This window comes from Aestuariibacter sp. GS-14 (assembly GCF_006494365.1).
In the GTDB taxonomy this organism is placed as follows: domain Bacteria; phylum Pseudomonadota; class Gammaproteobacteria; order Enterobacterales; family Alteromonadaceae; genus Alteromonas; species Alteromonas mangrovi.
Genome location: NZ_VHIP01000005.1, coordinates 214654 through 236614 on the forward strand (window position 1 = coordinate 214654; position 21961 = coordinate 236614).

Sequence of the window (21961 nt, forward strand, 5' to 3'; positions counted from 1 at the left end):
TGCTGTGAACTGAGTATCGGTATATGGTGTCTATGGTTTATTAAGCTTTAATGCGCGGTACCATAATTGTGCTTTGTTATTTTAAGCGTTATTTAAAGTGCTACTCTCCTTCTTTGTCCTGAATATATAAGGGTGTAACAAAAGCCTAAGGCCTACTTGCAGTTGCTAACTATGATAGAAGAAAATAAAAATCCGCGGGTATTTGAAGAAATAAACACCATCCTGGCGAACAACCCTACGCTAATGGATGCATACAAAGATCTCGAACCGCTGATTTTAGGACTGTTCGACGCCCAGCGTATGAGTATTTTCCAACGGCGGCGTCAGCATCAGGATTTGGTTGCCCGTTTTAAAACCGGCAAAGAAACTCTCGAAATTAAAGTACCCATCAGTCCATTGTCGATTGCTGGTTATGTTGCTCTGTCGCAGCGCTCGCTGATCATCTCTAATCCCTATGACACTGAAGAATTGTCGGCTATTCACCCACGCCTGCGTTTTGCTGATAGATTCGATAAAAGCAGCGACTTTAAAACGCGTAATATTCTCTGCGTACCCATTCTCAACGCGGGTGTAATGATGGGGGTGATGCAAATCATCAACAAGCAACACGGGCCATTCACCAACCGCGATATGGCAATTGCCAAGGAGCTTTCCGAGATCCTTGGCAATAAATTCCGTTATGAATTGGGCGGTACAAAAAATCCATTCGACTTACTGCTGCACGAACAACTGATCAGCGAAAAGGCGCTCAGTGATTTACAGGAATCCAGCACAGATATGCGTCAGACGGTACAACGTCTCATGTCGGAATACCGCATAAATGAAGCCAAACTGGGTAACTCGCTGTCGATACACTATCAGGTTCCCTTTATCCCCTTTGATCCTGATAAATTTCACTTATTTCAGAGCGAAAGCAAGCTAAACAGTTCCTACCTGAAGCGCAACTTTGTGGCAGTAATAGCAGATGCCCGGGACAAGCCCACTGTGTTAATGGCTGAGCCGAATAATGCATCACTGTTAATGGAAATCGAAAGTGCCCTGGGTATAGACAGCTACGAAATAGCAGTGGGTTTACCTAATCATATCCTACAGTATCTTGGCGACTCTGTTGGCGGCGGCGCACCAGGCGAAATGAGCGAAATCCTCGATGAAATAGGCACGTCAGCAGAAGAGTCAGACGAGCACTTTGACGAGTTATCCGACGATGCACCGGCTGTTGTGCGTCTGGTGAGCCGAATTCTACACGACGCTAAACGTCTTAATGCCTCAGATATACACATTGACCCGGAAAAGAACGCTCCGACGCGCGTGCGAATGCGTGTAGACGGTGTGTGCCGGGACATCAACCAGGTTCCGGCATCGCACCACAACGCAGTAATTGCCCGCATTAAGATCATGTCTAACCTGAACATCGCTGAAAAGCGCGTACCGCAAGATGGTAAACTGGCATTTCGCATGAGCGGTCAGTTAGTGGAGGTGCGGGTAGCTACCATTCCAACTGTAGCTGGTGAAGGTGTAGTAATGCGTATTCTGGCCTCAGGTGGCGCTATGCCAATAGGTAAAATGAACCTGGCACCTGCGAATATGCAGCGTATAGAGGAAATGATTAAAAAACCTCACGGTATTTTACTGGTGGTGGGACCAACGGGGTCGGGAAAAACCACCACCCTGCACGCCATTCTGGGTTATTTGAATACACCAGAAAAGAAAATCTGGACTGCCGAAGACCCGGTAGAGATTACCCAACCCGGCCTGCAACAAGTTCAGGTTAGCCCCAAGATTGGGTTTACCTTTGCGAATGCCCTTCGGGCGTTTCTGCGGGCCGACCCGGATATCATTCTGATTGGTGAAATGCGTGATAAAGAAACCGCGCACGCTGGTATCGAAGCTTCGCTCACTGGGCACCTTGTATTGTCTACGCTTCACACCAACTCGGCACCTGAAACCATCACCCGTTTATTGGATTTGGGTTTAGATCCGGTGAACTTCTCTGACGCCTGCGTTGGCATTCTGGCGCAGCGCTTAATCAGAACGCTTTGTTCAAACTGTAAGGAAAAATACCTCGCCACTGACACAGATATCGCCTTTATTAAACGCCAGTATGGTGAAGAGCTCATTGGTGAACTAAATCTACCTGAACCTTTGGAGTTATATCGGGCGAAAGGCTGTGAAGAGTGCGGTGATACCGGCTATCGTGGCCGAACAGGTGTGCATGAGTTACTGGGCATGACCCCGGCGCTGCGTTCGATGGTGTACAAAGAAGCCTCCGTAGCCGACATGAAGGCACAAGCGATGAAAGACGGCATGCGAACACTGGTACAGGACGCCATTTTCAAAGTGGTAAAAGGGGATACCGACTTAGCGCAAGTGCAGATTGTAGGTGGTGACTAACTCACCCCCTTACTGCATAACTTAAAAAACTGTGTTGATTACGCATCAGTAAGATATTAGTCGTAAAATACGACAAATACATCTGCCGGCTCTTTTCGCAGTCATCCGCAAATCGTACTATAGTTTTATATTTATAGTGCTATTCACGGATGTAAGATGTGCAGGATGTCGCTGCGACTCATAATGTGTTTGCTTTGTTGGCTACCAGGTAGTGTGCTGGCCCAGTGCATCATTGAAAAGCCAGTTCAGCAAGCTCTCACCACGCCGGTTTCGCTGAGTCTCGGGGTACTGGACATTCAGTTGCAATGTAATCTGAATACGCCCCAGGCGCTGAGTTTTCCGCTGGATATTGTAAGTCGCCCCAGAATTTATACCCCGCCTGATGTCTCCATTGTGCCACTCAGTAGCGCAAGAGCTGCCTACTTACTTCCAAGCGGTGACTATACATTTACGCTAACACTGGACGTAGTGCGCCCGAGGCAATTGCCATTGCGATTGGAGCCCGTCGCTCAGTTTCAACAACATAACAGCCTTCACTTACTTTCCATTAGTGGCTTTGCCGGACTTTGTATTGCACTGAGTTTATACGTGGGCATTTTAGGCAGAAGCCTGCGAAACGAGGGCTTTTACGCTTATAGTGCTTACATTCTAAGCGCCGGATTCTTTTTTGTGTTGCAGGAAGGTGTGCTCAAAGTACTTTTCCCACTAGCAGCATGGTTACACAGCATCGGCTTGAAACTCGTATTTGCAGGCTTAACCGTATACACCGCACAGCGCTTTATTAGCCGGCTGCTGGAGTTTAAGTTGTTACTTAGGAACTGGGAATACGCAATAATTCAATTTGCGGCACTAGCTGTTTTAGCACTGGGGGGAATGGCCGCGGTTGTGCCTTCGCCACTAAACCAATACGCCAGCCTGCTGATGGGAAGCCTGACTATTGTTGTAATGCTGACCCTGGTGGTAGCTACTGTATATGCCATGGTACGCAAGATTCATTGTGCTGGCCTGGTGCTGCTTGCCCTGTTCTTATTGCTGGCTGCAATGGCCTTTAGGGTGTATTTCCCTCACGTGAGTGAGTTCCTGCATCGATATGCACTTATTATTGCCGTTACCATTGAGGCTTTTCTACTGGCCATCGCCGCCTCTGAAAAAGTAAAGCGATTACAGAAAGATAAAATCACCGCGTATATGAATGCCGCCAGTGATACCCTTTGCCCGGTATTAAACAGGCGAGGCTGGGAAGAAGCGGCCAACCGCTTGCTAAAGCAACACCGTAAGGATGGCGGATTTTTGGTAATGCTGTTTATAGACATGAACGACTTTAAACAGATTAACGATAAATATGGACACAATGTTGGCGACAACGCACTGATTATTTTAGCCAAAATCCTCAATGCGCAATGCCGACCACAGGATATTGTTGGGCGACTTGGCGGCGATGAATTTGTCATCATGAGTCATTGCCACAGCCGCAATATTGGTGAACGCATGATTGAACGTATAAGAACCAGGCTGGCTAGCCTGGAACTGCGCATAGACGATATCAATTTGCCGGTTTCCGCCAGTATTGGGGCGCAGATCATCGACCTGCCCCACACCGATTTATCGATACTCCTGCATCAAACCGACATGCTAATGTACGAACAAAAGCAGCAAAAACTTATGGTTTAAGTACAATTTTGCCGAATACCGATGCGTCGATATATCCCAGGTTTTTGCTGCCGTTAACCGCTTCAACAGCGTGTGAACCCACAAAGTGTTCGCGTTCTTCGCTACCGTCATTGTCGCAATACGCCAGCATAAAACCGATCACCTGATCTGCGCTTAATGTTAGTGGCTCACCTGGATTATCTTCGGTAAACGTATCAGGGAATATTTTAATACTTATTTCCCAGGTAATCGCAAACGGTGCTTTGTCTGAACGAGTCCAGCGGCTGTATGCATGATCATTCAGAATAACGTAATTCTGCTTATCGCCCTTGTTTGGGCCGATGTCCAGCACATTGCCGTCCAGTGCAATGTGATAGGCAAAGGCATTGTAACTGGTTAAGTGATTGCCACCTGACGCATCGGCATCAATAAAGATTTCCAGACAATCGTCATCCCAGTATTTATCGATTGGATCGGGATGATTATCCCACAACACGTCATCAATAATTTCAGCCATCAGGAAGAGCTGCCCGTTGTTCCACAACAATTTATAGCGGCCTGAAAAATCCTCAGGCGCTGGCATGTCACCCACCATTAACTCTGTCATTGGCAACCATTCAGCTTGTGCCCAGGCAGATTCATTGGCCACGCCATCAATAACCACTGCCGATACGGCTTTAGACACTTCGATGTCTTTTGCGTACAGTGCTGATGTTGCCAGTGCAGTTATTGCTACACTCTTTACCAGGGTTTCCGATATTGCTTTAACTGTGTGTCCTAACTTGCTTAAACTATAAAATGGGTTGTTCAACACCTGATTGTGCTCCTTTTTTTGTTATGCTCACCCTATAGGGCGTCCAGGCCTTTTTCACCGGTTCGGATGCGAATGGCTTTTTCTACATCCGCCACAAATATCTTCCCATCGCCCACTTTACCCGTACGGGCAGTATTGATGATGGCTTCACATACCTGGTCGAGTAAGTTATCTGCTATAACAATTTCCAGTCTCAATTTAGGTACATAGGCCACTTCGTATTCTGCACCCCGGTACAATTCGCTGTGCCCTTTTTGTCGTCCAAAACCATTCACTTCGCTAATGGTTAGCCCGTTTATACCAACCTGACCAAGCGCTTCTCGCACTTCTTCCAGCCGGAAGGGTTTTATAATTGCTGTGACTTTTTTCATAACAGGATAATACTGGTACTAAACATGCTCAGTCTGTACTATTTATCTCTGATTTACCAACGAATTTACCTAAACGGCACGCTTGGTGCTTGTGAATGTTATTATTCATCGCCATATCGGCTTTACGAAATCAATCAATCCAGTTAGAGGACAATCATGAACAAAGCGCTGTTGTGTTTAGCAGGGATTGCAGCCCTGTTAAGTGGATGCACCACATTACCAACCGACAAAGAAATTGATGAGGCTGATTACGGCAGCTATCCCACTGACTACGAGAATATTGTAAAAACCTACTACAGTTATCACCTCACTCACCCCGACTCAATTGACTATGCAAAAATCAGCAAGCCACGTCGCTATTGGCTAGGTAACGAACTGGATAGCGTTTACTACGGTTATCTGGTGTGTGCGACCGTAAATTACCGCAACATGGTAGGTAAAGACACGGGCTATAACGCCCATGCATTGCTTATCAACAATGGTCTGGTCGTAAAATATGTCGAAGATGGCACCTGGTGGGGTAAACCGCTTTGCGATTAAAGGCATAACAAACAAGGTAATTCCTTCTGCTGTGCTACTTGCAAGTGGATGAGACTACCGTATTATGAACCTCTCGTTTGCAAAGGGACTTAAGCCGCATGCGATGCTGGGTGTTACTGCTATTGTTGTTATCTTGGAGCGCGTATGGCAAGGAAGTGTTGCGCTCTGCTGTGTCAGACAATTTCCCCGACGGTTTGCATACCTACTATTTGGCTTACCTTGCCAACAAACTCGATGTAGAGTCTGAAATTGGCACAATGCCTTACGCAAGACGACTGCTATCGGTAGACAACGGTACCTTAGATATAATGGTTGGCGTATCGAATACCGCTCCGATTGGCGACAACACCTTGCGTCTTGATCCAGCATATGAATCACTGAGTGTCGCTATATTTGTGTTGGCGGGTAATGAGTCTTCTATCGATTCCATCAATAGTTTTCAGCAACATATTGTAGGAGTAACCCGCAGTTCCAGCCGTCAGTCGGTATTAGAGAATGTGCCTGAAAGCCGCATCGTGTCAGTTGAATCCATCGAACAAAAAATAGATTTGCTGCTAAAAGGCAGAATTGACTCATTTATGCACGTAAAAGAGAGTACCCTTACCACGCTGGTCTCGCAGGGCTTATACACTAAAATTCGTCTGGCAACGTTTCAGCCGCCCAAGGAATATGAGCAACATGTGATCATAAACAAAAACTCCTGGTTGTACACACGCAAAGATGAGCTTGAAAAAATCATCCGCGACGGCGTTGTCAACGGCGACTTTGCTCATATTCGCCACCAGTTCTATATCGCAGAAAACGCATCTAAAACTCAATAACAGCGCGATGAGTTTAGCCCACTAACCTTGTCGGTCCTTTGTATTTTCCCCAGCGGGGCTGAATTCCATTTGGCTGGGCAAACAACCGTATTCAGTTTTAAAACACCTGCTAAAATAACCCGCTGACACAAACCCCACTTCCATCGCAATTTGAATAACCGATTGACCATCGGCCAACATTGGCAGGCTCTTTTCTAATCGGAAGCGCTTTAAAAACTGGGTAAAGTTATCTGGCATGAGTTTAGCCATAGTACGATTTAGTTGTCTTTCGCTTACCGCCAACGCAGAAGCGGCATCGCGTCGGCTAAAGCTGTCATTTTGATAATTATTTTCAACTACTTGCAACAACTTCAGCAGAAATACACGTTCTTTTTCAGAAGGCGATTCAGGCAGAATTGATTTTACATAGTCATACTGGATCTCTGATAAGGCTTTGCTGGACGGCACTTGTTTAGGTTGAGCTAACGCTGAAATCGCCAGTTGATTCTGAAGCCGCAATACAAGGTCCTGTCGTTCAACCGGCTTAATGAGATAATCATTGACGGTTGCCTGGAAGCCCTCTCTCTTAAAAGCGAGATCGGTTTCCGCAGTAAGCAGAACAATGGGAATATCAGCAAAGTCGGCCATGAGACGGATCTCACGAGTCAGTTCAATCCCATTCATACCGGGAATTTTTAAATCACTGAGAATGATGTCAGGTTTGAGTAAGGGCAACATAGCCAGCGCTTGTTTTGCACTGTGTACGTCGTAGCATCTAAACGCGTCGCTTAGCGCACCGGTTAAGTATTCAGTTGCCACTGAGTTGCCATCTACAATCAATATTAGCGGCAGATTCCCTGAGCTATATTCCGCTCCTGGCTCGGTAATACTGGTTTCTAACGCTGAATCCGCAGATTCGGCGTGAATATGTTCGTAGGCTTGGTCTTCCGTGCAGACGGTATCTTCGGGGGTAACGCGCTCCACTGGTATATGCGCTGTGCAGGTAGTACCAATGGACGGTTCGCTGTGAATTTCAAACCAGCCATCATTGGCCAGCACCAATTCACTTACCAAATTGAGTCCAATACCCATATGCGGCTTACCGCGGCTATTGGTCCCCTCACTAAAGCGCTCCGTTACTATCTGAAGCTCTTCAGGTGTTAGCCCCATGCCATTATCGGTGACAGCAAGGTGTATTTGGCTTTCTGCTTCAGTAGCCAACACTTTAATAAACCCGCCTTCCTGCGTATACGCAATGGCATTTTCTATTAACTGGTGGGCAATACTTTCCAGCGAATCTTCTACCAAGAGTACCGGTTGTTTCACCCTGTTTTCGAAAGACAATACCTGCTGCTTGGCAGTTGCGCTGGAACGAAGTGATTCAATAACATATTGAATTGACTTGTCCAAATTGTATTCAATACGCTGATGTTGAGAGATGGATTCCACTCGCTCAACTTCAGACAGCTGCTCTACAATCGAACGAATTCGACTGGTTTGTTGATAAAGTGAATCTAAGGTTTCCTGCTCTGTCTTGTTTGTTGCCCTTTGTTTCAGATCCAGCAATGGCCCCATCAATAACATAACCGGCGTTCTGAGCTCGTGAACCAGATTGCGAACGAGTTTGTCTTTTTTGTTGAGTAGTTCCGTGATGGACGCATTTATCTCACGTAATGAAGACTGCTTCTGACGTATAATTTCTGCCAGCATGCGAGTTTTCTCATCGGCATACCGTTTAGCGAGGTACACAATGCCCGCTATGCACAATAATGCCAAAACGATGTAACAACATATCGCTTGCCAGGTTAGCCAAATGGGCATTGCAATAGTAAGCGCAAACGACGTAACCGGCTGCTGCGCCACACTTTTTTTTTCTGCCACTCTGATTTCAAATTGGTACTGCCCATACGGTAAACCTGAGTAAGTAATGGTGCCGTAATTGGTGGGCAACGCACTCCACTCGTTGTGAAAGCCCGCAAGCCGGTACTCTAAATGCTGTAAATGCGCGTAGTGAAAATCGGAAGAAGCAAAAGCAAACGTGAGTTCTTCGGGCGCATCTTCGAATTCGACAGACAAGGTTTCACTTTGCAGGTTTACCAGCTTGCCTCTGGCTGTGCGGCTCTGTAAATCCACTACCTTGGCATAAGACTGATGAGCGCGCCGACCGGTTACATACTTCACCATTTTTGGTGTATCAATGAGGTAACTTAACTGATCACCTACAATGAGAACTTTGTCTTCGTCTACCGACAACATTCCCTGGTAGTTAAAGTCGGTATCAATAACCCCGTCACTGCTATCAAAAACAAATGCAAAATCCTGATTTACCAACATTAGGCCTTTGTTTGTTGCTAGCCAGTGATTGCCATCCTTATCGATATGCGCGTCACGAATAAATCGCGGAATCCCACTACTGGGAAAGGCTTCAGACAGCGTATTGCTGACCAGAGAAAACTGCTTCAGACCCGCACCAGAAGTACACAAATACAACAACTTAGAACGGCTATCTTCATACAGGCAGTAAACAAATATACCCTGCAGTGAATCTGATTCATGCTTTATCCAAACGCCCCTTGTGTCGCTCTCGTAAATAACGTTGTTCTTATCCAGCAGAATGATTTTGTCTTCGCTGTTAACCGTAACGTATTTCACGTTTTTTGGGGCATTGGCATAAGACACCAGCGAATTATTGTGAATGGTTATAAAGCCCGCATGGCTGCTTTTTTGATAATAGAAATAAGTGTGATTATTTAACTTAAACGACAGGGGTTGGATAGACGGGCAGTAGTTGTTGGGATCTTCGAGTTTTGCGCGTAATTGAAGGCGTTCATTTTTGTATTCGTAGGTTGCACACGTAGCGGGGTCGAGCAGTAATCCTGATTCCAGAGGAACAGGCTCCGTGTCAAAGGCTCCGCCAGAAAGCGAACTAAGCTTGCCGGATTCACCGTTGAAGAGCCGCCAGCTCTCCGCCGTTTTGGCTAAGTACTGCCCAGCGCCTATTGGTACTATTGCATAAATGTCTTTGCGAAAAGGAAAGTCGGTTTCGTGAACGTAATCCATTGCCATATCAGCAGGATTGATACTTGTTAGGCCGAGTTGACTCGATGCTACAAGAATCCGTCCGCTATCAGTTTCCTGAATATCTCCGACCGTTCTTATTTGCTCAAAGGAATACCTAGGCTGCCCAATTTGAACCAATTCAAATGTCGTCATTCCTGGTTTCGCTTGAAAAAGACCTCCAGCAGCGATCCATAATGTACCGTCAGAATCTCGAAGTGCTCGGTCCACGTCACGGCTTGAAGCTTTCGGATAGGCTAGCTGAATAAAGTCGAGTTCATTATTGACTCGCTTCCAGCGATATACTCCACCTACGCCGCCGACAAGTATTTCTTCCTCATATAGTTTTATATAGGTAATTTTTTTAAGTTGAGGAAACAGGACTTCTCTGGATACACCACTAAATGACTTAGTAACATGGTCATAGAAATACACAGCATCCTTATCAGAAATTACAAATCCATATTTTTCTGAAAATTCTACACTATAAAGCTGATTAAAATTTCTATCTTCTCCTGGTCCTTTAACGCGGGAGATTTTTTTGGTTTCAATGTCATATATAAGTAACTGCGAAATCAGGCTAACAACTGCAATTTTTTCGTTTACCGCGATAGACCAAGCGAATTTTGAGATCTTAGGCGGTATGTCTAGCTTGTGAAGTACCTTTTCATATCGAGAATATATGAAAATGCCCGTGCCATATTGTGTCATCCAAATGTCCCCATTTGGAGCCAACGTCAAATTTGAAATATAGCCATCACCAAGAATTGAGTTGTCTCTACTGAATACTAGAGATGAATCACCAACGATATCTATAAATCCGTTTTCAGCCCCTACATAAATATGGTCATCCTCCAGCACTAACGATCGAATCACTCCACTAGGCTCGTCGCTAAAAGTACCTTTACCAAGCCATGACGACTCTATCGCAGTACATTTTCCATGTGTAAGTAATCCAATTAGGACAAATATCATCCATGTCCCAAATTTGCACATCCTTGTCCCCATCATAGATCCTTCTCTGATTTATTCGTTGTACATTTATTTTCGAAATCCAAACGAAAATAAAGGTTATGCGTATGAATATAGAACACAATTTAAACAAGTTCGAGATTAGTGAGCAAGACTGTCTTTTAGTACAGGGGGGAAATTACTCACCCTCAACAGAGTTACTTCTTTTGCTTTCATTAAATAAAGAACAAAGATCCAACGAAGTGGAGAAACCCACTTCTGGAATGCCTGTGGACATCTAACTCTAACAAGCACCATTTTGTAACGCTAATATCCGTTAATGCGTAGTTTGTATGGTGCAGGCCTTACCAATTCGAACTGAGAGCAATTGAACTTCTTATCAACGGTTCACTGCTGCTCCAACTCCGTATCAATCTTACTGACCTATCTGCAAATAAGTCCCTAACACAATCTAGACAAACCTGAAAGCGGAAGGCACCTGTGGTTGTATTAACAATTTCAACTATACAGATTGTCATTGCCATTTATTTGTATGAAAACTTAGCGAGTTAGCGCTAATCTATTGCTCATAAAAATGCAACAGCAACGGAATGTACCATGCAATCAAGCAGTATTTTGGAAATACATGACATGCTCTGGGATATGCCTCATGAGGAACGTGAGGCCTGGATAGCACAATGCAATGTTTCACCAGAAACGCTGGCTAAAGTGCGACGCATGTTAGCCGTGAATGATCTGCGAACTGAACAATCCTCTCCCGACTTGCCTTTCAGTGTATTGGGTGTGTGGCGGCTGTTGTCATTGCTAGGCAAAGGCGGCAGCGGGCAGGTTTACCTGGTAAAGCGGGATGACGAGGTGCATCACGAAACCGCAGCGCTCAAATTGGTGCGGCTGAACAGTGAGGGCATTGATCAGGGGTTTTCTCTCGAACGCCGTCGTCTTGCTAAACTGAATCATACCAATATTGCCCGGCTCATTGACGGTGGTAAGGCCCCCGATGGCAGTTTGTATATGGTGGTTGAGTACTTAAAAGGTACCGACCCTATTAGCTATGTGAACCAAAATGCTTTGTCGGTGCGCGCGAAACTTATGCTATTTCTGCAACTTTGTGATGCTGTTGCGTACCTGCATAGTTTTGGTTTAATGCACCGGGATATTAAACCGCAGAACATGGTGGTGTCAGACAACGGGCACCTGAAGCTAATTGATTTTGGCATAAGTGCAGAATTAGGCCAGGCTCACATCAATGAGGGCGGCACCCCAGCCTATGCAGCGCCCGAAATATGGCAAGGCGCGTCACCCTGCGCGGCACAGGACGTATATAGCCTGGGGCTTATACTGTTTAGTTTGCTCACTGGTAAATGCTTAGGCGCGCAGCAATCCAATCTTGGTTTACTGGTTGGTACCATGTTCCAGCAACCACCATTTAAACTTTGCGAACTCAGCGGGTTACCCGGAGAATTGCGCGCCATCATTCAACGGGCCAGTAATCCCTCCCCAGAGCTTCGTTACCCTTCGGTTCACGCCCTAAGAGCAGAGATCACGGCTGTGCTGGAAGACCGACCTGTTAGTGGTTATGGAGGATTGATTTATCGGTGCAGGTGTTTTCTCAAACGCAATCCGTTCTCGAGCGGCCTGGCGGCGTTAACGCTGGTGTTTTTAGTAATGGGATTACATCAGGGTTATCAGGCTGCACTTGAACGCGATCGATTACTTATAGAGGAGCAAAAACAAGCAGGCGTAACGGAATTTCTGTTAACGCTGTTTGCCAGCCAGCCCGACGCCAAACTAAACCCAAGGGAATTACTGCTTGCCCATGAAGACAGGCTTCTGACCAATCTGCAACAGCACCCCGATACAGCTGGACCTATCGTGCTTCAGGTAGGCGAAATTTATAACCTGATAAAAGACATCAACGGCGCTTTACGAATGTATGAAGCACTGTTAAACAGCAACACTGTGCCTGCGGATATTCGTGCAATGGCCGCATTTGGCATTGCCACGCTATCGCAATTGTCAGGCAAACAATCTGACGCATCAGAATACCTCAAACAGGCTCAGGATTTTTGGTCTCAGCATCCACAGTACGCGCTTGAATTGATACGCAGTCGCGATTTGGAAGCGCGTTTACTTCGCGTTGGTGAGGATCCCAGGCAGTCTGTCCGATTACTGGAGGATACCTTAGATGAGCTTGGTCGCAGTTGGTCAAATCCAAGTCGCACACGTATGCTGCTACAAGCCTCTCTGGGGCATGCCTATCGGCAGTTTGACCAGCTGCCTGAAGCAGAGCAGGCCTATACAGAGGCAATCGCCACCGCAGATGCAATTGGATTAGGCGTGAGTCTGGATGTGCTCAACTGCCGGGAGGCTTTAGCTGCTATTCGTCTGCAACAGGGCGATATTGCTCTTGCCGCCAAAGAAATCGGTGAAATAGCGCAATTAAAGCTAATGTTGGTTGGCGAAGGGACGGCCACTGCTGCAAGTTTTGCCAATCATGCAACGTTACTGGCGAAATTAGGCCAGTTGGATGAAGCAGAAACGGGTATGCAGCATGCGCTATCTATGGCACAGAAAACCGAGGGCGAGAATGGCGTGCTTAGCCTCTCCAGTGAAATTGGATTGATTGAAATAAGGCTAAAACAGGGCAAGGATCAAACACAAGTGTTTACCGCTCTCAGTAATAAACTGGAAAATATGTCGTTACCCCCATTGGTAAACGTTAAGTTGCATGCGCTCACCATTCGCTATCTGGTTGATCATGACAAAGATGCGGCCAGAGAACGTTTACAGCGATTTAAACAGGATCTTGACGCTATGGGCGAAGCAGGAGCAATGTACCAACGATTTTTTAACGACGCACAAAATCTGTTGAAGTGATTACTCCTTATATGAGTGTGAAGTCTGAACGTCTTTCTACTTACACCTTTGCTTTTTTAACCCAGCCAAAATGGCTTTTGATAATTGTATAAGGCAAGCGCTTAAACCACTTATGGCGAAGACTATTGTACTGGTTTTGGCTTTAGTACAGTGGCAGCCGCACCTGGCTGGACGCCCAATATTCCGGCCAATTCGTCATAATTCGCTTTTACATCAACCATGGCTGCATACCAGTTACTACCGGTAACTTTAGTCCCAATAACCCATGTACCAGCATTTGTTATGCCTTCAGCTTCTACCAAAAAACACAGTGGATTTACTATACCCAGAAACTGAGACGAATTAATGTAGACAGACTTAAAACAATAAACGCCTGGTTCCAAATAAATCTGCGTAGCCAGTCCCCCATATTCGACTACCCTCTCGTCATCACTTTCCTGATTTGTAAGTACTACTCTGTTATAGCGTTCCGCGTAAGTTCGAGTTATCGGTTTGCCCTTGTTATTCAGCTCAACAGTATGCAGCGCAATAATTGTGTTTGGAGACTCAGCCCAACACACTGAAGTGAATAAACAGATTACTAAAATCAGAAGCACTGAGCGCGTGCCTGAAGATCGCCAGGTTTGAACAAATCGCATTGTGTTTTACTCGTTGAATGTTGGAGGCAATTTAGCACTGCAATGCTCTACACTACGTTTGATACAAATGATTGACAAGTAAATCGCGCACTTGAAATTATTTGTACTGTTAAATTCACTAAGCATCCAGTTAAACATGCAGTGGTAGAGTCAATTACAATTGAGCTTACTATCGGCCCTCAACACTCAATCTTAGGTAGGTGCCGCCAATTCGTTGTGTATTGGGGCGACAGATACTCGCGTTTCATGGACCATTGCGGATGTATCCCCTTAGCCGCAGCGCCAATAGTCTGGCTGCCGTACCGTGCGTTGATGGCATCCATGCACTGCATAACTTTGGGGTTATGTGTGAGTTGTGCAAACATATCCTGTTGCTCCTGCTCGGTATCAATTATTTCAATAGCGCCCACACCGCACTTATGCAGCAGAATACCGGCTTTGTATAAAACCACCGACGCCCTACTCGCTGCTTCCACTAACGCCCTGGTGTCATTAGTTGGCTGGGCAAAGCGATGTTGCACTGCCTTGTGATACTGCCGCGTATTGGCAAACGGGTTGGCGTGTGTAAACAGGGTTAACAGGCAGGCCTTACTGCCTTGACGCCTGAGCTTTTCTGCCACTTTTTCGGCATGCCAGCACAAACTTTCACGCAGCGCTTGTTGCGTTGTAACCGCTTTACCAAATGCTCTGGTTGAATAGATTTGCTTCTTGTTGGCGCGCTCGGCGTCCCACTCAATGCATGTTGTGCCGTTGAGTTCTCGCACAGTGCGCTCTAATTCTACTGAAAACTGTTTTCGCAGCGCTTTAGGACAGGTATTTGCCAGCGCCCAGGCAGTATGAATTCCCTGGGCTTCTAATCTTGCGGCAATGCGCTTACCCACTCCCCATACGTCCTGCACATGCATAGCCTGCAGCACTGCTTGTGTTTTTTCGGGTGAGTCAAGCACTGCGATACCTTGCTTATCGCCCAAACGCTTACCCGCAAAGCTGGCTGCTTTAGCCAACGTAGGTGTGCTCGCCATGCCAACACCAACCGGCAAACGAAGTTGTTGCCATACGGCTTGCTGAATCGCTAATGCATGCGACAACCAACCACTCGGCGGCTGCCAGTTATCAAAGTACAAGAAGCACTCATCAATAGAGTAAATATGCTGGTCGGGCGCAAATTCGCCAATTACCTGCATCATCTTGTTAGACAGATAATCGTAAAGCTCATAGTTTGATGAGCGGATCACGGCGTTGTGCTTTGCTAGCAGCCCTTTTACTTTGTAGTAAGGCCCGAATTTCTTTACGCCAAGCGCCTTAGCGTATTCACATAACGCGCATATACAACCGTCGTTGTTAGTGAGCACAACAACCGGCCTGTGGCGTATGGCCGGGTCGAATACTTTTTCAGCTGACGCATAAAAGCTGTTTGCATCCACTAACGCATACATTGGCTCAAATACCTTACATACCGGTGCATTCGCACTGAGCGCACCACAATACCTTCAACCTCAAAAACATCGCCTTCGCCTAAGGCGTAGGGCTGATGATCAAGACCGGCAGATAACAATACCTGCGATTTTCTGTCGTACAGTTTGCACACAAAGCTGCCATTCAGATTTGCCACTATCACATCCAGTGAGGTTGCCGAAGCGGCGCGATCCACAATAAGCAGATCGCCATCGAAAATGCCAACTCCGGTCATAGAATCACCCTTCGCTTGCCCGATAAAGGTAGCATTTGGGTGTTCAATTAACAGTTCATCCAAATCCAAAGCCAGTTGCCGGTATTCTACTGCCGGCGACTCAAAACCGCTGATCCCTGCCTGCGCTGCAACGGGAATAATTTGAAGCATGAATGCACACCATCACAATGTTTTAAAATACTGTTTATTTATACAGTAAATTGCGATAAAGTGACAAGGAATTTTACAACAACGGAGTTTTACCATGGCTATCACAACACAATATGTGGTCTCACACAAAGGGGTAGAAAAGTTGGTTACTACCGATAAAAAAGAAGCAGATCAGTACGATAAAATGCTGGATGTAGCAGACAACCTGGCTATCTACATTCAGGCTAAAGGCATTAAACTCAGCGACGACCTTGCCGAGGAGTTGTCTGTTATGCTGTCTAAGAACAAAGACAGCCTGGCCAAATTATTAAAAGGCACAAGCGCAGACAGCATACTGTCGGAAGAAAGTGCCGAGGTAGTAAAGCTAAAAGCTAACGGGTAAATCCGGGATACCCCCGGTAAATGAGCGGGGTCACCAGTTGGGTCACAAATTGGGTTACCTTGGGGGAGCCTTGGAAGGAAACCCTGGGGGGAACCGTGGCATTTGATGAAACAGGCACTGCGCAGTAAAGTGGTTGCCGTGCCTGTTTTAGTTAGCTTTACCAAAGCTTAGGCTCCGGCTAAGACTAAGTTAAGCTTAAAAAAGCGAATGGCTATTAACCAATTTCGCCTTTTATGTTGAATCGCTTAATTACGCCGTTTACTTCACCAATTGTAGCGTGTAGGCGCTCGCTAGCGGCAAGTGACGCTTCTGAGCTGCGCTGGGTGTCAGCTGCGCCATCTGCAATTTCAACAATTTGCTGATTGATGTGCTCGGCCACAGAGCTTTGTTCTTCTACGGCAGCCGACATTTCCATTGTCATTTCGCTGATGCCTTTTACGGCAGTATTGATTTCAGAAAGTGCCCGACGCGTCTCTTCTACAATTTCGGCACCTTGCTGTGCAGACTCCAGACCCCGGGTAGACACCGTAACCGCCCGCTCACTGCGGTTTGCAAGTACCTGAATAATGTCGTGGATCTTATCGGTAGATTCGCGGGTTTTAGACGCCAGCGCCCTTACTTCGTCGGCCACAACGGCAAACCCTCTTCCCTGTTCGCCTGCGCGTGCTGCTTCAATTGCCGCGTTAAGGGCAAGCAGATTAGTTTGGTCTGCAATAGACGAAATTATACTGGCGGCTTCACCGATGTCACTGGTTGATTGCGCAAGCTCAGTTACCGTTTTAGAGATCGATTCCACTACCTCTTTTAGTTCCACAATAGCGGCGGCAGCCGATTCGGCTTTTTGATTTCCGGTATTTACGTTATTGGCTGCCAGCTTGGCACTTTCAGCATTATTTTCAACTCGCTCCGCTACTTCCTGTATCGATTGCGACATTTGCGTTACTGCCGATGCGATTTGCTGTGTCGCTTGGTTTTGCTGCACTACTGCGGAGCTGGTACGCTCAGCTTGCTGATGCGTCGTATTGGCAATCTCTTCCAAACCGCTGGCAGAATCCTTAATTCGTGTGAGTGCAGTTCGGCTCCGCGCCAATTCACACCCCAACACCAGTTTGCCCCGCGCGACAGCGCCAAAATCACTAAAGTAGGTTTGCGATACAACAGGACTGTCGTAGGAGTCAGGGCTCAACTTTATCAACGACTCCCAATCCGCTTCAGTTGCCTTAAACTGCCATAAACCAATAATGATAAGTGCTACTGCGGTAACCAAGGCAGACATCCAACCCGACGTAAATGCCAAAAATGCCACCAAGGGGATCCCAGGCACCCAATACATACTCAGTTTTTTTACAAAATACGCGTAAAGCTCTGAGGCTGGAGCGGCAGACTTACCGGCCAGAATACGCGAATAGCGTGATCCAGCACGTACAATTTCATGCTCTAAAGCCGGAACACGCACCGATTCGTACCCTACAATGCGATTGCCATCGTAAACGGGTGTAACAAACGCTGATACCCAATAATGATCACCATTTTTGCGCCGGTTTTTTACCAGTCCCATCCAGATTCTACCAGCCTGAAGTGTTTGCCACATTTCTTTAAACACACCGGGCGGCATATCAGGGTGTCTGACCAGGTTGTGATTTTTGCCAATTAATTCTTCACGACTATAACCACTCACTTCAATAAACTCTTCATTGCAATGTGTGATGATTCCGCGCTCGTCAGTGGCAGATATTAACCGATACTCTCTCGGAAACTTATATTCCCGCTGCGTGACGGGCTGATTATTCCGCATGGTGTAGGTACTCCAATAAGTCCAAGGACACTGAACAATATTCTTCACAGAATGGCATTCGCCGAAAATCTGTAATTCACTGTATTTTTAAGGTATGTAAACGAGGAACAATGCTTATACTAAAGTAGACACGGTGGATTAATTTCGCAAATTAATTAGGGATGTTTTCGTGCGATGGCATAACAACGCGGCAGAACGAAAATTTTGATAGCCTTAAACAAAAACAGCACCAATGAGGTGCTGTTTTGATATCTAATCTGATAACTACTCGCTATCTCGCTAAGTGGTTTCCAATCTGATCAAGTAATGAGGCAACCTGACGACTGGCTTCTTCCATAGAGGCTATTGCGCTTTCGCAGCCTTTAGTGTCTTCTTTTTGCGCTGCCCGCATGGCCTGAACACCAAAACGGTGTACTGCAGCATGGGGCGCATCCAGGCGTTTAAATGCATCGATTTTTCCCGTCGGAAGATGCGCGTTTTCGCTGTACCACTTGCCCAACCGACAACGCGTATGATCTGAAAAATCTTCTGGTGCTTTCGACGAGCGTCCACAAAGTACTGAGTATACTTCCGATTTCCACACTACATGGTCAAGTTTCACAGTTTGAATAAACGTTTGCGTACTGGCACCGCGAATAGCTTCTTCCATCACATCACAGTGCGACACCATTTCTTCGTAGTTGCCATTTAAGCGGGTAACACCGTTGGCCAGGTGCGAATTGTTCTGTTGCAATTCAGCTACCGACGACACCGCTTTTTGGGTTGACTGGATAATGCTTTTTACCAACTCTGATACTTCGTTTGCCGACTGATTGGTTTCGTTAGCCAATGAACGAACTTCATCCGCTACCACACTGAATCCACGACCAGCGTCACCGGCGCGAGCCGCTTCGATGGCGGCGTTAAGCGCCAGCAGGTTAGTCTGGTCAGAAATACTGGTAATGGTTGATACGAATTTATTGATACTATCAGCGGTTTCAGATAACCCTTCAATACTAGTGCTCATGGTAAGCATCATTTCACTCAAACCAGCCATGTCGTTAATGATTTGCTGCAACGACGCTGAAGAATCAGCAAACAAGCGTTGATTATCTGCCAGCTTATTGGTTTGTGACGATACCTGGTGATATGACTCCAACACGGTTTCGCGGATCCCTTCAACCTGGCACAATGAATCTAACAAACTTCTGAGCAGTCCCTGTCCGCTGTGGTCAACTTCCTGTGCCGCAGCAAGGTCTTGTCTTAACTGTTGGTTTTCAGCTTCTAGTGCGGCAATTCGGTTTTCTAAATGAGACTGTTCTTTTTGCAGTGCTGAGACTTTTTGCAAAGCACTGTCGTGGGTTGAGCGAGATACAAACACAGGCTAGGCTCCTTCTGTGGGGGCGCATTTTTATTAGTTGGTATTATATGCCTTATCGGCAGCTAACAGGGCTAGCATAGCTTTAATTACTTCAATAAAGCTACTCCGGACTACTGGTCGTACCTCTTAGGATAAGTCGGGGATCCAAAACGTGCTTAAAAGCATGACTGCCTTTACCGTAAACACGGTCGAGCACCCAGTGCGCGGCCATCGTCCCGATTTGCCTTACCGGGTAATCAATGGTGGTCAACCCAGGCGTTAAGTAGCTGGCAAAGTCGATGTTGTCGAACCCGATAACCGAAATATCCTCTGGCACCCGCTTGCCCATTTCCCGTAATGCATTCATCGCACCAAATGCCATTTCATCGTTTGCACAGGCCACAGCTGAAAATAACTTGCCTTTAGCCAGCAACGCGCGAATACCCTCCGCACCGGACTTCGCCTGGAAGTTACCTTCGTACATCAAGGACGCATCGTATTCGAGACCAGCTTCAGAGAGTGCCTGCTTATGGCCAATCAGGCGGTTTATTGCATCGGCTTTAAAAAAAGAACCCGCCAGGTAAGCAATTTGTGTATGCCCGATATCCAACATGTGCTTGGTAGCAAGATAGCCGCCTTTAACGTTATCCAAACTAATGCAGTTGTCATCAATTTCGGCAATGTAGCGGTTCACTACCACCAATTTAACGCCTTGCTGAACCAAATTCACAAGGTAATCGTCAGTCACCGCTTCCACGTGCAGGATCAATGCGTCACAACGACGGCTCAGCAACGCTTCAATTTGCGCTTTTTCAATGGTCTCATCGGAGTGACCTGTGGCAATAAGCATGTGCTTGCGCGCTGCGCGCAGTGATTGCTCGGTACCGCCCATCATGGAACCAAAGAACGACCCGTGTAGCTCGGGAACCACGTATCCAACGGTATTGGTTTTGTTGGAAGCTAGCGATGCCGCCACTACATTGTGCCGGTAACCCAATTCTTCCATTGCTGCCACAACGAGTTTACGGGTTTTTTCCTTAACGGTGCCGGTGTCGTTGATTACTCGGGATACCGTTGCCGATGATACACCTGCTTTTTCACTTACCTGTTTAATGGTTACCATGTTTGTAGTTCACTGTTGCTAATGTGTTGCGCTCAGACGCGCGGCCTGAATTTGCTGCTGGGTTGCTTCTAGTTGCTTTGCGTCTAATGTATACCAGCGCATAATTATCACAACCAAAACTGACATAATGGCAGGCAGAATACAGAATGAAAACGCAATGCCATCATTCACCTGTTCAGTTACCTGACCTGCCTGATAACCGTAAACTGCCAGTAACCAGCCAGACAACGCACTCCCCAGCGCAACCCCAAATTTTATAAAAAACACTATGGTGGAGAACGTCACACCGGTTAGCCGCACACCACTTTGCGCCTCACCATAATCAGTAACATCTGCCATTTTCGCCCACAGCAACGGTGAAGTCATTTGCAATAAAAAGCCCCACACAAAATGCACCAGTAAAGCCATAAGCCACATATTTACCGGAATAAAGTAATTCACCATACACGCCAGTGCGGCACCAAGCTGTAACCCTACATACAGTTTAATTTTGCCAAACCGCTTTGCCAGCGGATGGGCAAACGCGCAACCAATCAAACCGCCAACCATGCCGGTTGTTACAAACAAGGTCACGTCATCCGGCCGGTTGAGTACATATTTCACGTAATAAATAGCCAGTGAATTGCGTAATAAAATACCGGTAAGCAGCACCACGCTCACCAAACACAATATGCGGCACTGATCATTTCGCCACACCGCTTTTAACTGCTCTTTAAGTGGCATTAATAATGGTTTCTCAGGCTTGAGGCGTTCTTTTGTGCCCGCAAAGCACAACAGAAACAAGAACATCCCCAGTACCCCCATTAACAGCATAGTAAGCTGATAGCCTTTGGCATCATCGCCACCCCCGAATTTGCTCACTAAAGGCAAGGTAAAAGACGTGACGAACAGGCCACCAATCATGGCAAAAATAAAACGGTAGGATTGCACCGCCACGCGTTCATTGGGGTCGGCGGTAATAACACCACCCAAAGCAGAATAGGGAATGTTAATCGCGGTATACATCAGCATGAGCGCGATATAACTGGTTACCGCATAGGTGAGCTTACCCTGGTAGTCGGTATCTGGGGTGGTAAAGGCCAGTACACTAATAACGGCAAACGGTACCGCCATCCAGAGCAGATAGGGGCGATAGGATCCCCAGCGAGTTCTGGTTCGGTCAGCCAGCGAGCCCATCAGTGGATCAGTAACAGCATCAATTAACCTGACCAGCAGAAACATACTGCCTACTGTTGCAGGATTGAGTCCAACGATATCGGTGTAATAGTAGGTAAGAAACAGCATCACGGTTTGAAAGATAAAGTTACTGGCCGTATCGCCTAGTCCATAGGCCACTTTTTCTTTCACGCTAATCGTACTTGTCACATTTCAC

Annotated in this window: 16 protein-coding genes; 6 read left to right on the top strand and 10 right to left on the bottom strand. The window is 46.6% G+C overall.

Annotated elements, in window-relative coordinates; genetic code table 11:
• The first annotated feature begins 171 nt into the window (after positions 1 to 171).
• Positions 172 to 2391, top strand: coding sequence for a GspE/PulE family protein (locus tag FJ444_RS10585; protein ID WP_140958255.1), 2220 nt, complete (start codon positions 172 to 174; stop codon positions 2389 to 2391).
• A gap of 156 nt (positions 2392 to 2547) precedes the next feature.
• Positions 2548 to 4062: a diguanylate cyclase gene (locus FJ444_RS10590; RefSeq protein ID WP_140958256.1), complete on the top strand. Its 1515-nt coding sequence runs from the start codon at positions 2548 to 2550 to the stop codon at positions 4060 to 4062.
• Here FJ444_RS10590 and FJ444_RS10595 read toward each other — a convergent pair.
• Both FJ444_RS10595 and FJ444_RS10600 read right to left on the bottom strand, forming a co-directional pair.
• Positions 4052 to 4771 (bottom strand): sugar-binding protein, encoded by a 720-nt coding sequence (locus FJ444_RS10595; RefSeq protein WP_370298040.1) that lies wholly within the window; start codon positions 4769 to 4771, stop codon positions 4052 to 4054. The genes FJ444_RS10590 and FJ444_RS10595 overlap by 11 nt on opposite strands.
• A 116-nt stretch (positions 4772 to 4887) precedes the next feature.
• The gene (locus FJ444_RS10600) at positions 4888 to 5226 is read right to left on the bottom strand and encodes a P-II family nitrogen regulator (protein ID WP_140958257.1); all 339 of its coding nucleotides are present in this window, start codon (positions 5224 to 5226) and stop codon (positions 4888 to 4890) included.
• 156 nt (positions 5227 to 5382) lie between these two features.
• Between FJ444_RS10600 and FJ444_RS10605 the strand changes: the two genes are divergently transcribed.
• Positions 5383 to 5766 (top strand): hypothetical protein, encoded by a 384-nt coding sequence (locus FJ444_RS10605; RefSeq protein ID WP_140958258.1) that lies wholly within the window; start codon positions 5383 to 5385, stop codon positions 5764 to 5766.
• Between the two features lie 98 nt (positions 5767 to 5864).
• Positions 5865 to 6587: an ABC transporter substrate-binding protein gene (locus tag FJ444_RS10610; protein WP_140958259.1), complete on the top strand. Its 723-nt coding sequence runs from the start codon at positions 5865 to 5867 to the stop codon at positions 6585 to 6587.
• Positions 6588 to 6608: 21 nt separating this feature from the next.
• Here the strand turns inward: FJ444_RS10610 and FJ444_RS10615 are convergent, their stop codons facing one another.
• On the bottom strand, positions 6609 to 9626 hold the full coding sequence (locus FJ444_RS10615) for a response regulator (RefSeq protein ID WP_181405128.1): 3018 nt from the start codon (positions 9624 to 9626) through the stop codon (positions 6609 to 6611).
• Between the two features lie 1566 nt (positions 9627 to 11192).
• Between FJ444_RS10615 and FJ444_RS10620 the strand changes: the two genes are divergently transcribed.
• Positions 11193 to 13472, top strand: a complete 2280-nt coding sequence (locus FJ444_RS10620; RefSeq protein ID WP_140958261.1) for a serine/threonine-protein kinase — start codon at positions 11193 to 11195, stop codon at positions 13470 to 13472.
• Between the two features lie 122 nt (positions 13473 to 13594).
• On the opposite strand, the gene FJ444_RS10625 is transcribed toward FJ444_RS10620, so the two are convergent.
• From FJ444_RS10625 to FJ444_RS10635, 3 genes are all read right to left on the bottom strand, one after another.
• Entirely contained in the window at positions 13595 to 14110 is a 516-nt protein-coding gene (locus tag FJ444_RS10625; protein WP_140958262.1) for a hypothetical protein, read from the bottom strand.
• Positions 14111 to 14289: 179 nt separating this feature from the next.
• Positions 14290 to 15546: a Y-family DNA polymerase gene (locus tag FJ444_RS10630; RefSeq protein ID WP_140958263.1), complete on the bottom strand. Its 1257-nt coding sequence runs from the start codon at positions 15544 to 15546 to the stop codon at positions 14290 to 14292.
• Positions 15534 to 15950 carry a LexA family transcriptional regulator gene (locus FJ444_RS10635; protein WP_140958264.1) on the bottom strand — a complete coding sequence of 139 codons (417 nt, stop codon included), beginning with the start codon at positions 15948 to 15950 and terminating at the stop codon, positions 15534 to 15536. Before FJ444_RS10635 ends, FJ444_RS10630 begins: the two co-directional genes overlap by 13 nt.
• 94 nt (positions 15951 to 16044) lie before the next feature.
• Between FJ444_RS10635 and FJ444_RS10640 the strand changes: the two genes are divergently transcribed.
• The gene (locus FJ444_RS10640) at positions 16045 to 16332 is read left to right on the top strand and encodes a YebG family protein (RefSeq protein ID WP_140958265.1); all 288 of its coding nucleotides are present in this window, start codon (positions 16045 to 16047) and stop codon (positions 16330 to 16332) included.
• A 214-nt stretch (positions 16333 to 16546) separates the two neighbouring features.
• On the opposite strand, the gene FJ444_RS10645 is transcribed toward FJ444_RS10640, so the two are convergent.
• From FJ444_RS10645 to FJ444_RS10660, 4 genes are all read right to left on the bottom strand, one after another.
• Positions 16547 to 18127, bottom strand: a complete 1581-nt coding sequence (locus FJ444_RS10645) for a PAS domain-containing methyl-accepting chemotaxis protein (protein WP_140958266.1) — start codon at positions 18125 to 18127, stop codon at positions 16547 to 16549.
• 271 nt (positions 18128 to 18398) lie between these two features.
• A complete protein-coding gene (locus FJ444_RS21735; RefSeq protein ID WP_304539182.1) occupies positions 18399 to 19487 on the bottom strand; it encodes a methyl-accepting chemotaxis protein in 1089 nt (362 codons plus the stop codon).
• A 100-nt stretch (positions 19488 to 19587) separates the two neighbouring features.
• A complete protein-coding gene (locus FJ444_RS10655) occupies positions 19588 to 20589 on the bottom strand; it encodes a LacI family DNA-binding transcriptional regulator (RefSeq protein ID WP_140958267.1) in 1002 nt (333 codons plus the stop codon).
• Between the two features lie 18 nt (positions 20590 to 20607).
• Complete coding sequence (locus FJ444_RS10660; RefSeq protein ID WP_255439130.1) at positions 20608 to 21954, bottom strand: glycoside-pentoside-hexuronide (GPH):cation symporter; 1347 nt, start codon at positions 21952 to 21954, stop codon at positions 20608 to 20610.
• Positions 21955 to 21961: the final 7 nt, after the last annotated feature.

Coding starts and splice junctions, on each gene's coding strand:
- FJ444_RS10585 (WP_140958255.1), top strand. CDS start 172: ATGATAGAAGAAAATAAAAATCCGCGGGTATTTGAAGAAATAAACACC.
- FJ444_RS10590 (WP_140958256.1), top strand. CDS start 2,548: ATGTGCAGGATGTCGCTGCGACTCATAATGTGTTTGCTTTGTTGGCTA.
- FJ444_RS10600 (WP_140958257.1), bottom strand. CDS start 5,226: ATGAAAAAAGTCACAGCAATTATAAAACCCTTCCGGCTGGAAGAAGTG.
- FJ444_RS10605 (WP_140958258.1), top strand. CDS start 5,383: ATGAACAAAGCGCTGTTGTGTTTAGCAGGGATTGCAGCCCTGTTAAGT.
- FJ444_RS10610 (WP_140958259.1), top strand. CDS start 5,865: ATGCGATGCTGGGTGTTACTGCTATTGTTGTTATCTTGGAGCGCGTAT.
- FJ444_RS10615 (WP_181405128.1), bottom strand. CDS start 9,626: ATGGATTACGTTCACGAAACCGACTTTCCTTTTCGCAAAGACATTTAT.
- FJ444_RS10620 (WP_140958261.1), top strand. CDS start 11,193: ATGCAATCAAGCAGTATTTTGGAAATACATGACATGCTCTGGGATATG.
- FJ444_RS10625 (WP_140958262.1), bottom strand. CDS start 14,110: ATGCGATTTGTTCAAACCTGGCGATCTTCAGGCACGCGCTCAGTGCTT.
- FJ444_RS10630 (WP_140958263.1), bottom strand. CDS start 15,546: ATGTATGCGTTAGTGGATGCAAACAGCTTTTATGCGTCAGCTGAAAAA.
- FJ444_RS10635 (WP_140958264.1), bottom strand. CDS start 15,950: ATGCTTCAAATTATTCCCGTTGCAGCGCAGGCAGGGATCAGCGGTTTT.
- FJ444_RS10640 (WP_140958265.1), top strand. CDS start 16,045: ATGGCTATCACAACACAATATGTGGTCTCACACAAAGGGGTAGAAAAG.
- FJ444_RS10645 (WP_140958266.1), bottom strand. CDS start 18,127: ATGCGGAATAATCAGCCCGTCACGCAGCGGGAATATAAGTTTCCGAGA.
- FJ444_RS10655 (WP_140958267.1), bottom strand. CDS start 20,589: ATGGTAACCATTAAACAGGTAAGTGAAAAAGCAGGTGTATCATCGGCA.